The organism is Guyparkeria sp. SB14A (assembly GCF_005096345.1).
GTDB lineage: Bacteria > Pseudomonadota > Gammaproteobacteria > Halothiobacillales > Halothiobacillaceae > Guyparkeria > Guyparkeria hydrothermalis.
This window is the reverse complement of the sequence record NZ_SWAW01000001.1, coordinates 1-14,814: the sequence shown is the minus strand read 5'-3', so window position 1 is coordinate 14,814 and position 14,814 is coordinate 1. Positions and strand designations below refer to the sequence as shown.

General features: G+C 64.1%; 13 protein-coding genes. 9 read left to right on the top strand and 4 right to left on the bottom strand.

Features of this window, described 5'->3' with window-relative positions; translation table 11 throughout:
- Window positions 1-74: 74 nt before the first annotated feature.
- The 9 genes from FAZ79_RS11600 (at window position 75) to FAZ79_RS00025 (ending at window position 10,766) form a co-directional block, all read left to right on the top strand.
- Complete coding sequence (locus FAZ79_RS11600; protein ID WP_282097218.1) at window positions 75-353, top strand: 4a-hydroxytetrahydrobiopterin dehydratase; 279 nt, start codon at window positions 75-77, stop codon at window positions 351-353.
- Between the two features lie 35 nt (window positions 354-388).
- Window positions 389-1,027 carry a ParA family partition ATPase gene (gene parA / locus FAZ79_RS00060; RefSeq protein ID WP_136865888.1) on the top strand — a complete coding sequence of 213 codons (639 nt, stop codon included), beginning with the start codon at window positions 389-391 and terminating at the stop codon, window positions 1,025-1,027.
- Complete coding sequence (locus FAZ79_RS11770) at window positions 1,024-1,368, top strand: hypothetical protein (protein ID WP_136865887.1); 345 nt, start codon at window positions 1,024-1,026, stop codon at window positions 1,366-1,368. The genes parA and FAZ79_RS11770 overlap by 4 nt, the downstream gene beginning before the upstream one ends.
- A 127-nt stretch (window positions 1,369-1,495) precedes the next feature.
- Window positions 1,496-3,847: a VWA domain-containing protein gene (locus FAZ79_RS00050; protein WP_136865886.1), complete on the top strand. Its 2,352-nt coding sequence runs from the start codon at window positions 1,496-1,498 to the stop codon at window positions 3,845-3,847.
- Window positions 3,848-3,959: 112 nt separating this feature from the next.
- Window positions 3,960-5,642, top strand: coding sequence for a proton-conducting transporter membrane subunit (locus tag FAZ79_RS00045; protein WP_136865885.1), 1,683 nt, complete (start codon window positions 3,960-3,962; stop codon window positions 5,640-5,642).
- Window position 5,643: 1 nt separating this feature from the next.
- On the top strand, window positions 5,644-6,390 hold the full coding sequence (locus FAZ79_RS00040) for a hypothetical protein (protein ID WP_136865884.1): 747 nt from the start codon (window positions 5,644-5,646) through the stop codon (window positions 6,388-6,390).
- Between the two features lie 4 nt (window positions 6,391-6,394).
- Complete coding sequence (locus FAZ79_RS00035) at window positions 6,395-9,535, top strand: DUF2309 domain-containing protein (RefSeq protein WP_247709449.1); 3,141 nt, start codon at window positions 6,395-6,397, stop codon at window positions 9,533-9,535.
- A complete protein-coding gene (locus FAZ79_RS00030) occupies window positions 9,532-9,858 on the top strand; it encodes a P-II family nitrogen regulator (protein WP_058575608.1) in 327 nt (108 codons plus the stop codon). The genes FAZ79_RS00035 and FAZ79_RS00030 overlap by 4 nt, the downstream gene beginning before the upstream one ends.
- A 62-nt stretch (window positions 9,859-9,920) precedes the next feature.
- Window positions 9,921-10,766 carry a CbbQ/NirQ/NorQ/GpvN family protein gene (locus FAZ79_RS00025; RefSeq protein WP_136865883.1) on the top strand — a complete coding sequence of 282 codons (846 nt, stop codon included), beginning with the start codon at window positions 9,921-9,923 and terminating at the stop codon, window positions 10,764-10,766.
- Window positions 10,767-11,225: 459 nt separating this feature from the next.
- Here the strand turns inward: FAZ79_RS00025 and FAZ79_RS00020 are convergent, their stop codons facing one another.
- From FAZ79_RS00020 to FAZ79_RS00005, 4 genes are all read right to left on the bottom strand, one after another.
- A complete protein-coding gene (locus tag FAZ79_RS00020) occupies window positions 11,226-12,707 on the bottom strand; it encodes a HEPN domain-containing protein (protein WP_136865882.1) in 1,482 nt (493 codons plus the stop codon).
- Window positions 12,708-12,961: 254 nt separating this feature from the next.
- A complete protein-coding gene (locus tag FAZ79_RS00015) occupies window positions 12,962-13,429 on the bottom strand; it encodes a DsrE family protein (protein ID WP_136865881.1) in 468 nt (155 codons plus the stop codon).
- Between the two features lie 211 nt (window positions 13,430-13,640).
- A complete protein-coding gene (locus tag FAZ79_RS00010; RefSeq protein WP_136865880.1) occupies window positions 13,641-13,892 on the bottom strand; it encodes a hypothetical protein in 252 nt (83 codons plus the stop codon).
- A gap of 187 nt (window positions 13,893-14,079) precedes the next feature.
- Window positions 14,080-14,547, bottom strand: a complete 468-nt coding sequence (locus tag FAZ79_RS00005; RefSeq protein ID WP_136865879.1) for a DsrE family protein — start codon at window positions 14,545-14,547, stop codon at window positions 14,080-14,082.
- Between the last annotated feature and the right edge of the window lie 267 nt (window positions 14,548-14,814).

Genomic DNA, 14,814 nt, shown 5'->3' with positions numbered 1-14,814 from the left:
TACCGCTCTGCGGGGCTTGGCAGTCGCGCAGACCTTCCCAAGACAACACGAGTTCTCAGGGAGAACGCACATGGCTGAGACGACCGACATCCAGGTGGACGGCTGGCAGACCCAGAAGCGCCCCCCCCATGTTGATCCGCAAGTTCGAGTTCGCGGACTACTCGCAGACGCGCGATTTCCTCGACCGGCTCGCCGAGGTCTCCGAGGAGATGGGTTACCACCCGAGCCTGCAGTTCGACCGCACGCAGGTGAGCGTCAACGTCTCCCCGCTCGAGGAGACGCTCGGTGATCTCGAGGTACGCTTTGCCAAACAGGCCACCGAACTGGCCGAACAGACCCAGCAAGCGGGTTAACCTGGCAGGCTGACCCCATCAAGGAGGGTGACACCATGGCCGCACACGTCATCGCACTGGCCAATCTCAAAGGCGGCTGTGGCAAGACCACGCTGTCGATCAACCTCGCCTCCGGGCTTGCCCGGCGGGCCGAGGTCGGCCTGATCGACGCCGATCCCCAGGGGGCGTTGCGCCACTGGTCCGGCTGGGGCGAGGCCAAGTCCGGCCTGCCCCGCCTGTTCGACGATCACGACGACGCGCACGCCAACCTCGCCGCCGCGCGCGAGTCCTGCGACTACGTCATCGTCGACTGCCCGCCCTCGCTCGACATGAACGTGACCATCGAGCTGCTGCTCCACAGTCACCAGGTCCTGATCCCCGTTCTCCCCTCGCCGCTCGACCTCTGGGCGAGTGCCGACACCGTCAAGGCGGTCAACAAGGCCCGCGAGAACGGCAACGAATCCCTTTCGGCGGCTCTGTTGCTCAATCAGACCGAACCGCGCAGCGCCATGACCCGTGCCATGCAGAACGCCGTCACGGGCCTTGGCTTGCCTGTCCTCCCGGCGGCGGTGCGTCGTCGGGCCGCCTATCGAACGGCGGTCGTGGAAGGAGTGAGCGTCTACCAGCTTGGCGGCCGCGGTCGTGCGGCGGTGGACGAAATCGAGAACATCATTGACGAGGTAACGCCATCATGAGCAAGTTGGAAGACAAGCTGAGCGCCAGCGTGAAGTCCGAGTCCCAGGCCACTCCGAACAAGCCGGCCGAGACCGCCAAGACCGAAACCAAGCCCGCGGCAGCGAGCGGCACGGCGGCCAAGCCGGCGGCCTCGACCGCCACGGCCAGCAAGGCCCCGGCCAAGCGCGCCACTCCGGCCCGCAAGCCGGCCCCGAAGACGACCGCGCGCAAGCCCGCGGCCAAGAAGCCCGCCAGCAAGCCGGCCGCCAAGTCCAGCACCACCCGCAAGCCGGCGGCCAAGTCGCAGGCACCGGGCCAGGGCAAGCAGCCGCTGCATCCGCGCCGCGTCTGGCCGGACTGATCGCCGCGGCGAGGTCCGCGCGATCCGCCAAGCCACACGAGCCCGGCAGTCGTACTGACCCGTTGTCCAGGCCGGCCCCGCGCCGGCCACTTTCTTCCTTGCCACAAGCAGAGCCACGATCGATGCCATGACGAGTGCACGGCTAGAAGACCAGGAGCGCCTCGACGAACTGGGCGAATCCGCACGCGAGATCCTCGAGATCCACTGGGTGGACGCCTCGCGGGTGTTCTCGCCGCGTGCGCTCGAGGCCTACCTCGAGGGCGCGATCAGCCTGCAATCGCTGGGTCGGGGCGAGGAACTGGTCCTCGCCTACATCGAGAGCCTGCCGCAGGTGGCCCGGGAGATCGGTACCGATGCCGCCTTCGAGCTCCTCTCGATGGCGATCAAGATGTTCTCCAAGACCAGTGGCGCCGTACTCGTCCTGCTGTTCTCCACCTCACCGGTGGCCGCGAACCGCCTCGGCGAGGCCTCGCTGTTCCAGCAGTACCTGTCACTGGTCAACTTCATTCTCGCGCAGGCGCCACGCGCCCTGCGCCCCATGCTCACGCAGCTCGACCACCTGCTCGAGGTGCTCACCCTGGGTGGCCTGCGCCGCTGGGCGACCTGGGGCATCAACGCCCACCGCAACGACTTTGATGCGCTGGACGCCTACTTCAGCCTGGCCAGTCCCGATGCCGAGGCCGTGCTGCAGAAGGAGCGTCGCGGCACCCTGTTCGTCGACGTCCAGCGCCGCCTGGTCATGTACCTGCGCGCACTGTGGGCACGCAATTTCCTGATGCGCCCCACTTCGGGCGACTTCGAGAGCCGCGAGGGCTACCGCCCCTTCATCGAGGGGCCGTTCATCAACCTGCCCGATGCCTTCGATGACTACGTCGACCGCGACGAGTCCTCGGTCGACGGCGTCAATCTCTACCGCGCCGCGGCCTCGCACGCCGCCGGGCACATGATCTACTCGGGCTTCGACGCCGAGTCCGAGGACGCCTCCAAGCTGCAGCAGACCTTCATCGGCCTGATGGAGGACGCGCGCGTCGAGACCCTGGCCGGCAAGGACTTCCCGGGGCTCGCGCCGCTGTGGACCCGCATCGCGCGAATCGCGGTCAACCGCCACGAGGAAACCGATCCGGACCGTGTCGGCCCGTTGCTCGACCGCATCGCGCTCGCCCTGCTCGACCCCGATTACGTCGACAACCACCCGCTGATCGCTCAAGCCCGCGAGGCGGTCGGCCACATCCGCGAGGACCTCGAGGACTACGAGCGCGTCCGCACCGCCGGCCTGGCGCTGGCCGAGCGCGCCAACGAGCTGGGTCTGCACTTCAGCCCCAGCCAGGACGTGCCCAGCATCCCCTACCGCGACGACAACCGCTTCCTGTTCGAGAAGCCCGAGTCGGCGTTCGAGGTCCAGCAACAAGGCAGCGTCGACGACAAGCGTCGCTACGTCACGCTCATGGAGATGCTCAACTCGCTCGACGTCGAATACATCTCCGCGGAGGACGCCGACGAGATCTGGGTCCTGGGCACCGAGCTCTACGACAACCACGGGCGCAAGTACTCGGACATCTTCGCCGAGGACCGCACGCTCTCGCCGGTGCACTACCACGAGTGGGATTACATGTCCCAGCTCGAGCGCCCGTACTGGACCACCATCAACGAGAAGCGCCCGGTCGACGGCGACCCCGAGACCATCGACGCGATCCTCGATCGTCACAAGCCGCTGGTCCGGCGCCTGAAATACCTGATCGAGGGCATCCAGCCGCAGGGCGTGGTGCGCGAGATGAAGGTCGAGGACGGCGACCAGATCGACCTCAACGCGGCCGTGAACGCGATGATCGACATCCGCATGGGCCAGACCCCGGACCCGCGCATCGGTATCCGCACCCGCCTGCAGATCCGCGATCTGTCGGTGATGCTGTTGATCGACCTGTCCGAGTCGACCAACGACGTGCTCGGGCGCGGCGACGAGGAGACCACGGTGCTGGACCTCTCGCGCGAGGCGGCCGCCCTGCTCGCCGATGCCATCCACCGCGTAGGCGACCCGTTCGCGATCCACGGCTTCGATTCCAACGGCCGCCACGACGTCGAGTACTACCGCTTCAAGGATTTCGGCGAACCCTACGGCGACAAGGCCAAGGCGCGCCTGGCCGGCATGACCGGCCAGTTGTCCACGCGCATGGGCGCGGCCCTGCGCCACGCCGGCTCGGTGATGCGCCAGCGGCCCAGCCAGCGCAAGCTGGTGCTGCTGCTGTCCGACGGCGAGCCCTCGGACAACGATGTCCGCGATCCGCAGTACCTGCGCCACGACACCAAGAAGGCGGTCGAGGAGCTGCATCGCCAGGGCGTCGAGACCTTCTGCGTCACCCTCGACCCCAACGCCGACGAGTACGTCTCGCGCGTGTTCGGGCCGAAGAACTTCATGGTCCTCGACCACGTGTCCCGGTTGCCGGAAAAGCTCCCGGCGCTGTACCTGTCGATGACCCGCTGATCCGCCGGGGCGGCGATCACCGCCCCACCCGGCCCTGAGGCCCGGTCGGCACGCGGAAACGAGATTTTTTTGCAGCGAACTGGCACCGGCCAGTGAAAGATGGAGTCAGGACATGATCAAACTGCAATGGTTGATCCCTTTATTGCCGGTGCTCTCCGCCCTGCTGGTGCACCTGCTGGCCGGCCGGCTCGGCAGGCGGGTCGCCCAGTTGAGCGTGGGCATGGGGGTGATCACCTTCCTCGTCGCCCTCTGGCAGATCGTGGTCTTCATCACGAGCGACCAGGGCCCGAGCTGGATGGGCATCGGCGGCAACTGGGGCAGCGTCTACCTCGACCCCCTGAGCGCCACCATGGCGCTGGTGGTCTCCGGCTTCAGCCTGATCGTGCACATCTACTCGGTGCGCTACATGGCCGAGGAGCCGGGCTACGCGCGCTTCTTCATGCTGCTCGACCTGATGACGGCATCGATCCTGCTGTTCGTCACGGCCGGTGACCTCATCACCCTGCTGATCGCCTGGCACCTGGTCAGCGTGATGATGTACTTCCTGCTCGGCCAGAACACCGAATCCCGGCCGGGCGAGCGCTACGCCTTCTGGACCTTCCTGACCTACCGTATCGGCGACCTGCCGATGGTCCTGGCGGCCGTGATCCTGTTCCAGGCCTACGGGGCGCTGGACTTCCCGACCTTGTTCGACCGGCTGATGGCCGCCCCCGACACCGAGGTATTCGGCATGCCCGCGGCGATCACCGCGGCCGGGCTGATCGCCGTCTCGGCCTTCGCCAAGTCCGCCCAGTTCCCGCTGCACACCTGGCTGCCCTACACCATGGACGGCCCGACCCCGGTCTCGGCGCTGATGCACGCGGGCATCGTCAACGCCGGCGGCATCATCATCAACCGCTTCGCCCCGGCCTTCGTCAATGCCGACGGCGTGCTGCACCTGCTGTTCGTGGTCGGCCTGCTCACCGCCGTGATCGGCTCGGTGCTGATGCTCACGCAGAACGACATCAAGAAGTCGCTGGGCTACTCCACCATGGGCCAGATGGGCTTCATGATCATGGAAACGGGCGTCGGGGCGTTTTCGCTGGCCGTGTTCCACCTGATCGCCCACGGCATGTTCAAGGCGACCATGTTCCTGAGCTCGGGTGACCTGATCGGCGATGCGCGCCGCCACGACGACGTGCCGCAGAACCCGCTGTACACCTTCCTGGTCGATCGCAAGACCGGCAAGCCGACGCGTCTGCCGTGGCTCGCCATCGGCGTGGTGACCCTGGTCGTTCCGCTGGTCATCCTCCTGTTGGCGCACTGGGCGGTCTCGCCGGACTTCTTCCAGAAACAGGGCGCGATCGTGCTCCTGTTCTTCGGCTGGATCACCGGCGTGCAGGTGCTGTTCGCCACCCACCGGCTGGATGCGACCAACCCGGTACGCATGATGCTGATGATCCTGCTCTCGTTCGCCCTGATCGTGATCGGCTACAGCATCATCGGTCACACCTTCGAGACCTTCCTCTACCCGGATGCCGCCTTCCGCGAGGCGCTGTATCACGCCGCGGGGCTCGACGCGGTGACCTTCGACGGGCTGGTGCTGCTGCTGGGGCTGATTGTGCTGGTCGGCTGGATCGGCAGCTATCTCGCCAGCCGCGAGGAATCGCTGTTCGGCAACCGTTTCTCCGAACTGCGGCTGACGCTCTACTCGCTGATCTCGCGCGAGCTGTACATCGCCGACCTGTACGAGCGGCTGAGCCAGGCCCTGCTCGCGGGCTCCAAGCGCATCAATGTCTGGATGAGGTGGCGCTGAGATGAACACGCTGTTGCTGTTGCTGGCAGGGTTCTTCCTGCCCCTGTTCCCCCTGAGCATGGCCTTCAACTGGCTCCTGGGGCGATTCAACAACCCCGTGGTCCGCGCGGCGCTGATCCTCGTCTGGCCGCAGATCGGCGTGCTGCTGGTGCTGACCGCCGGCGTGCCGCTGACCGGAAGCGTCTTCCTCTGGTGGGGCCTGATCACCGCCGCCTTCTACGCCTGGCGCCTGCTCACCGTGCGCGAACTGGGCCAGTGGGCCGCCATGCTGGCCACCTCGGCCTTCGCGCTGACCTGGGTGATGGCGGCCGACGGCGCGCGGGCGATCGACCTGCATGCCTTCGTGCTCGGCTTTGCCGTCGCACCGGCCCTGCTAGTGGCGGTCACCACGCTGCTGGAACGCCGCCTGGGCGCGGCCTACTCCGGCCTGGTCACCGGCATGGCACGGGACATCCCCCGGCTCGCCGGCCTGATCACGGTGGTGCTGCTCGCCGCGATGGCGTTGCCGATCTCGCCCGGCTTCTTCGTCATGCTCGACCTGCTGCTCGAAAGCGACCCCGCGCCGGTGATCGTGGCGCTGCTGACCTGGCTACTGTGGAGCTGGGCCGGCACCCGTCTGCTGCGGGACACCGTCTTCGGTCCGCGTAGCGGCAAGAACGTCGCCGACCTGCCCGTCCCCCTGGCCTGGGCCTTCGCGGGCGTGATTGTCGCCGCGGTCGTGTTGAACCTGATCTGGACAGGAGTCTGACGCCATGAGCCGACTGACGCTGGGCCATCGCCTGAAAATCCGCTCCATGGTTCACATGGCCGCCGAACCGATCCCGTTCTTCTGGCCGATGCGGACCTTCATCCACCACAACCCGCTGCACGGCCTCGAGCACCTGCCCTTCGAAGAGGGCGTGCGCCAGGGCGAGCAGCTGTTCCACGGCCGGGGCTTCCTGCCGCGGACCGACTACCAGCGCTATCACGCCGAGGGCAAGGTCGACGACGCCACGCTCGGCGACGACATCCGGCGCTTCCTGGCCGAGCGCGAAGCCATCGGCGGCCTCGACCTCCAGGGCCTGCTGCAGACCCTGCTGTGCCGCACCCCGGAAACGGTCGGCGTGCGACTGGATCTGGCGGACGCCGACGACATCAAGTGCGCCATCGACGGCGGGACCTCCTGCGCCGAAGAGACCGCCGACATCGACGCCCTGCAGGAACGCCTTGCCAGGCAGTTCCCGCCCGAGCGGCCGCTGTACGAGTCGATCGACCTCCTGTTCGGCACCGAGATCGGCACGACCCTCGACGAGCTGGTGATCAAGAGCTGCCTGGACTTCTTCGACGAAGGCCAGTCGACCCTGCAGATGCCGGGCCGCGAACACGGCTTCTTCACCGCCTGGAGCGCGCTTGCCAAACGCAACCTGCGGTTGTTCCTGCGCGGCCTGCACATCAAGAAGATCCTCGCCCAGGACACCTCCGCCGAAGGCGTGATCGCCTACGTGCTGGGTGAACTGGGCATCGAGGAGGCGCACTGGGACGGGCTGATCACCCGCGAGCTGACCCGCCTGCACGGCTGGGCCGGCTTCATCCGCTGGCGCTCGTCGGCCAAGCGTTACCACTGGTCGCAGACCTACCCCGCCGACCTGATCGACTTTCTGGCCATCCGGCTGGTGCTGGGGCTGGCGCTGATCCGCGAGCATGCCCGCCGCAAGCGCCTGCCCGCCACCTTCCCCGAGTTGTCGCACTACCTCGAGCAGCACACCGCCGAGTGCTACCTGCGCCAGGCCTATCACGGCGGCACCGTCCAGCCGGAATGGGCCCACCGCGTCGACGACGCCCTGGCACACAAGCACCCCGGCCGCATCAACCGCCTGCTGCCCGAGTACCTGCAGGCCGAGCGGATCGCCGAGACGCGCCGACAGGCCGACCGACTGCTGTCGCTGGCCGAGGCCGCCGGGCAGGCCGAGGCGCTCAAGGCACTGGACGCCAACCAGATCGACGCCCTGCTCACCCTGCTCGACGAGTTCGAGGACGGCGAGGGCATGATGTGGCTGCGCGCCATGGAGGCGGTCTACCGCAAGTCGATCCTCAACGAGATCAAGCTGCTGCCGCCAGCCAAGCGCGAAAAGCGGCCGTTTGCCCAGGCGCTGTTCTGCATCGACGTGCGTTCCGAGCGCATCCGCCGCCAGCTCGAGCACGTCGGCGACTACCAGACCTTCGGCATCGCCGGCTTCTTCGGCGTGCCGGTCAGCTTCATCGGGCTGGGCAAGGGCACCGAGCTGGACCTCTGCCCGGTGCAGATCACGCCCAAGAACGTGGTACTGGAAGTGCCCACCGGCGCGACGCAGATCGAGACCGATTTCTACTCGTCGGCCAGCCACGTGCTGCACGACGTGAAGAGTTCGGTGCTCTCGCCCTACTTCACCGTCGAGGCCATCGGCCTGCTGTTCGGCTTCGACATGATCGGCAAGACCGTCGCGCCGCGTATCTACGATCGCTGGCGCAACCGCATCGAGCCCAAGGACGCCTCGACCCGCCTGCTGATCGACAAGCTCTCGCGCGAACAGGGCGACTCGATCGTCCGTTCGTTGCAGCGGGTGACGATCGTGCGCGCCATCGGCCAGGAGCTCGGCATCGACCGCGACGCGATCACCGACTCGATGATCCGCGAGCTGCGCGAGATCGCGATGGGCAACAAGGAAGGCACGTCGGAATTCGCACGCCAGTTCGCGTTGAGCCCGGCCGCCGAGGCCGATTTCATCGAGACGCTGCGCGACGAGTACCGCATCAACCCGTCGTTCGTCTCCATGCAGATGGAGCGCCTGGGCAAGATCGGCTTTTCCACCGACGAGCAGGTCTACTTCGTCGGCCAGGCGTTGCGCATGATGGGCATGAAGGAAACCTTCTCCCGTTTCGTCATCCTCGCCGGCCACGCCAGCGAATCGGACAACAACCCCTACGAGTCCGCGCTGGACTGTGGGGCTTGTGGTGGTGGCCACGGCCTGGTCTCCGCACGCGTGCTCGCGCAGATGGCCAACAAGTCGGAGGTGCGTCGGCGCCTGGCCGAACAGGGCATCCGCATCCCGGATGACACCTGGTTCGTCCCGGCGCAGCACAACACCACCTCGGACGAGATCGTCCTCCACGACCTGGACCTGCTGCCGACCAGCCACCTGGTCTACATGGAGCGCCTGCGCAACGGCCTGCGCGCGGCCAGCCGCCTGTGCGCCGCCGAACGACTACCCACGCTGGAGGATGGCGTCGACCCGCACCTCGACACCACCACGGCGTACCGCCACATCCAGCGCAACACCAGCGACTGGACCCAGGTACGCCCCGAGTGGGGCCTGGCGCGCAATGCCGCGGTAGTCGTCGGCGGCCGGCACCTGACCGAGGACATGAACCTCGACGGGCGCAGCTTCCTGCTGTCCTACGACTACACGCTCGACACCAAGGGCCGCCTGCTGGATACCATCCTCTCCGGCCCGTTGATCATCGGCGAGTGGATCAACCTCGAGCACTACTTCTCCGCCGTCGACAACGAGGGCTTCGGCAGCGGCTCCAAGGCCTACCACAACGTCGCCGGCCGCTTCGGCGTGATGACCGGCAACCTGTCCGACATCCGTACCGGCCTGCCCTCGCAGACGGTGCTCAAGGACGGCCGCCCGTACCACGAACCGCTGCGCCTGCTGGTGATCGTCGAGGCGCCGGTACCGCACGTGCTGGCCGCCGCCGGCCGCGTGCCCAAGGCACTGAGCCTGATCGTCAACGGCTGGGTCAACGTGGTGGTCGCCGACCCCGAGACCGGCCACCTGCACTTCTTCGATCGCGGCGAATGGCACGACCTGGGTCCGGCCCCCCAGCGCGCCAAGCAACTGGAATCCATTGACGCAGAGGAGAGCCCTGCATGAGCAATCTCAAACTCAACCCGCTGAAGAAGCTCGAGATCATCATCGAGGGCGAGCACCAGGAATTCGCCACCGATCTCCTCGACCGCGCCGACGTCAAGGGCTACACCATCGTCGGCAACCTGTCCGGCAAGGGCAGCCAGGGCTTCCACGAAGGCCACCTGATGTTCAACGAGGACGAGGTGCTGATCATGATCATCGCCGCCGTCCCGGAAGAACTGGTCGAGCCGCTGCTCGAGGGCTTCGCCCCGTTCTTCGACAAGCACAGCGGCGTGGTCTTCGTTTCCGACATCCAGGTCAGCCGACTGGTTAAGTTCAAGGGCTGATCGCGGTAGGCTTACGCCCCAAACGTCGCCACCGACACCCCAAATCGAATCGAGAGTGCAACATGCTGTTTGATCAATCCCCCCAGAGCGGCACCAGCGACAGCAACGCGAACGCCGACGAATACCGCATCAAGACCGAGCCCTACTACCGCCCGGTCCACGACGAGATCGAGCTGTACGACGCCGCCTACAAGGCCCGCATGCCGATGATGCTCAAGGGCCCGACCGGCTCAGGCAAGACCCGCTTCGTCGAGTACATGGCCTGGAAGCTGCAGCGTCCGCTGATCAGCGTGGCCTGCAACGAGGACATGACCGCCTCCGACTTGGTCGGCCGCTACCTGCTCGACAAGGACGGCACCCGCTGGCAGGACGGCCCGCTGACCACGGCCGCCCGCATGGGCGCGATCTGCTACCTCGACGAGATCGTCGAGGCCCGCCAGGACACCACGGTCGTCATCCACCCGCTGACCGACCACCGTCGCGTCCTGCCGCTGGAGAAGAAAGGCGAGCTGGTCGAGGCCCACCCCGACTTCCAGATCGTGATCTCCTACAACCCGGGCTACCAGAACCTGATGAAGGATTTGAAACAGTCGACCAAGCAGCGCTTCGGCGCGCTGGACTTCGACTACCCGGACCCGGACACCGAGACCGAGATCCTTGCCCACGAAACGGGTGTAGACCGCGACACCGCCGGCAAGCTGGTAGAGATCGCCCAGCGGGCGCGCAACCTCAAGGGCCACGGCCTGGACGAGGGCATCTCCACCCGCCTGCTCGTCTACGCAGGCCAGCTGATCGCCAAGGGCGTCGACCCGCGCGATGCCTGCTCGATGACCCTGGTCCGTCCGATCACCGACGACCCGGACATGCGCGACACCCTCGACTCGGCGGTTAGCGCGTTCTTCTCATAACGAGGAACGCCAGCCCGAACGACAAACGCCCAGCCAACCGGCTGGGCGTTTTGCTTTTTGCGCCGTATCGCGGGCTACCGCACATACTCAGATGTCATGGTCATAAGCCCACCTCGATATCGTTTTCGGCGATCATGGCGATGACCGTCGTCCCCCGGGAGAAGTAGATCGGCTAGGACTCGACCTGCCGTCCATCCGGATAGCCAACACGGAATGCCATCCCCGCATCGTCCTTCCATACTGAACGCGACCGTCCACCCCGGTTCGATATCCGGGAACGCCTTCTCGTCGTCGCGCCACTCGGCGACCACGGACACAGGTTCGTCCGATTCGTTTCGGATCTCGAATTACGGGTCGAAGAACAACGGTGCGACGAGCACCGCCATCGCGGAAAGAGACAGTAGCGCGACGACCGTCAGGGTGTTGTAGATGCGGCGGAGCATGGAGCAAGCATAATGTTTACCGGCCAACGGCTGACTTGAAAATACGGAACTGCTCGGGGTAACTCTTCACAAAAGCAGAAAACGGATGCCGATAAGTCATCGGAGAAACAGCCCATGACTTAAAATCCCAACCCAAGTCCACCAAATCGGATGCCGCGAAAGAAAACTCCAGCGCATCAGTAAAAAAACGAACAAGGTCAGTACGATCTGAGTAATCTACCCACCCAGGCACACCATGGACATAGTGGTTACGACAATTAACAGCCTCCCTAAGCACCTCGACCAAACCTGGTAAGTACTTATCAAGATTGGTGCTTACCACGCGGGATTCGATCTTACGCTTCAATGACAATTTGCCAATCCTACCGAGCGCCCCGAGCACAGAAGAGCGCTCGACACTGTCAGGCAGTGATTTAAATAGTTGTTTCGCCTCCTTCTTCGCCTCTGCCAGCTCCGGACTCAACTCCACACGGTTCGGATACATCTTGTCGGGCAGAATATCGAACATATTGGCAGCGCCGACCAGTCGATCGATCGTATATGAGTTGCTATTTCTTAGAGAGTTCTGGAGGCGAACGCGAGCATCATGGCAATCTTCATCTGAACGCAGGTAAGCCCTTAAGAGGTTTGAATAATCTTCAGGACCATCAAGGGTAGAGACAAGGATGTCGCGGGGGTGCGGACGATGGTTTTTCCTCCCTTCCTCCTGAGGCGGAACATCCTCCATTGTACGATATACGGCGACGGGCAATGACTCCTTAGGCTCGTCAGATTGGAGAACAATATTGAGATGAGACAATCCCTGCTCACGGCCGATCACCAGTCCAAAAAACCGCAATACAACCCGTAGTCGGCGCATACTCTCCTGAAGACTTAAAGGCTCGTCTGGCTTGATGGTTACAGCTATATAATTATCAATCCGAACGCCATCAGGTCCCCCTAAATCGTGAGACGGGATATTATCCGTCCTGATTTCACCAATAGAAGTCTGGACAACTGCGATTTCGAACTTTCCGGAAAAATAAGCAATAATTGGGTGACAACCAAACTTGACGTCCATGCCGGCATCATTCTCAAGAAGAGGAATAAATGGCTCCGGGTCTGTCACTGATGAAAACGAGTCAAACTCATAAAAAACGGATGAAGCATCCTTCATAACGAAAGAGACGCTCTGAACACAATCGTCTGAATCCGGAACCAACGAAGGCCCCATGGCCACACAGTGCGGAAAAATATCAGCGGAATAGTTCAGACCGACATGCTGCCTAAAGTAACTACTGACCCCCAAAAGAACATTTCCATGCAAGGAAACCCAGTTCCCGTCATGCAGCAAGCCAGTAATATAAGAATATTGTTCAGACGACTTAGGAAGCTCAACGCTGTCGAACAGCTTCAAACTAGTGTCACGCCCACAGATACGAAGGTTGCCAAAAACTTTTCTCCCTTCGCCTAAAAAAAACTCCCCGGTGACATTCTTACTTTCACAAAACTCTTCCATAAAAAAACCTCCCAAAACTCGGATTCCTACTGACGCCCCACACCAATACACGAATCATATGATTCCCGATAAAACTCTATGAGAAAACAAACGCCCGACACAAGGCCGGGCGTCTTTGGTTTTGATGCTGTCGAGCGAGGCAGAAAAGCTAGGACCTAACGGTTACCGCTACGCCCCCGCCCCGCGACGACCGCCGTTGCCCCGACCGCCACCCGGGCGGGCGCCAGCCACGGGGCCTCCCGGGATCCCGACGGTCACTTCATGTAGGCATAGCCCTGGTGCTGCAACTCGATGATCTCGGCATCGGCCATGGGCACCACCTTGACGAATCCATGCACGTCCTCGGGCTTGACGTCACGTAGCGCGGCGGCGATCGCACACAGGCGGTACTCGATATTGCCGGCGACGGTCAACGACTGCGCCCGTTCCATCAGCTCCCGGTTCTCCTCGTAGTTCTCGGCGGTGAACAACGGAATCTCGGAACCATGCAGGATGACCACGATGTGCGCGTCGAGCACGTCACCGGCGTATTCGTTGTTGAGATAACTGACCCGATCGAGGATGCGGTCGAACGCCTCGGCATCCCTCGCCGCCCCGTTGTAGACGACCTTTGCGGGCTGGTAGCTTTTCTCGATCAGCTCGGCCGTCCCCCAGGGACGGTTGTCGCTGGCTATCGCCACGATGGGCAGCAGGCAGACAATCAGCAAGGCTCGATGGATCATCCTTTTCTCCTTAAACACCCGCGGGACGGTTGCATTCCCCGCTTTGACGGCCGCCCCGAGGGCCGGCACCAATTGCATCGTCTCGTCGTTCACAACCCAGCGCGATCGCCAAACGCAAAACGCCCGGCCAATGGGCCGGGCGCTTGGTTGGAAACGGGAGAAACACATTTCAAGACAGCGTAAACGGAATCGGAACCCGGCAAGCACACCGTCACCGACAAACCGACGTGACCGATGGCCGGATCAACCGCGCGCCGCCGGTCTTGTAGTCATGCCAGCGTCGCGGGGACTCGCCCTGGCGGAGGGCCACGTCGTAGTGGGCCTTGGTCACCACGAACACGCAGGCGCGAAACTCGCCGTTCTCGACCATGCGATCGACGATCGAGCGGGCGCCCGCAATCGCCGATGGCTCGTCCTCGTGAACCGCAATGATCTCGTCGTCCCGATCCAGTACATACCACATGGTTATCCCTCCCCACCGGCGGTGCGGCCTCGTGACTCAGCAGGCAATGCCTGCCGGCCGACCGTCTCGATTCTGGTGGATACGATAACCGATTGCGGCGTGTGCCAGGTACGTCGGCGGCGCATCGGACGCGCTGACCCCGAGGTGGTTCCTTGAAGCCCGCTAGACCGGGCCCCAAGGACGCCCGTCACTTCATGTAGGCATAGCCCTGGTGCTGCAACTCGATGATCTCGGCATCGGCCATGGGCACCACGTTGACGAACCCGTGGACGTCCTCGGGCTCGACGTCATGCAATGCCGCGGCGGCCGCGCACATGCGGTACTCGATATTGCCGGCCACGGTGAGCGACTGGGCCCGCTCCATCAGCTCCTTGTTCTCCTCGTACTTCTCGACGGTGAACAACGGGATTTCGTCGCCATGCAGGACCACGACGATATGGGCGTCGAAGACGTCACCGGCGTATTCGTTGTTCAGGTGACTGACCCGGCCGATGATGCTGTTGAGCGCCTCGGCATCCTTGGCGGCCACGTCGTAGACGACCTTGTCGGGCTGGTAGTCCTTCTCGTTCAGCTCGGCCGTGCCCCAGGGGCGGTTGTCGCTGGCCATCGCAATGGCCGGCATCAGGCAGGCAAACAGCAAGGCTCGCTTGATCATCGCTTCCTCCGTGAATCCCTCAGGGATTGTGGTGTTCTCCCATCCGACGGTAGCCGAGCCGAGGAGCAACACCAATTACTTTGTCTGTTATTCGATAAGGGGCTACCCACCCCCACCACGCGCAGCAAAACAAAACGCCCGGCTGGGCAGCCGGGCGTTTCATTCCGTGGTCCTCGATCGCGACCGAGGATTGAGGGGCGCGGATCAGCGGTTGCCGCTGCGACCGCCACCGCCACGGCCACCGCGGCCGCCCGGCCGACCACCCGG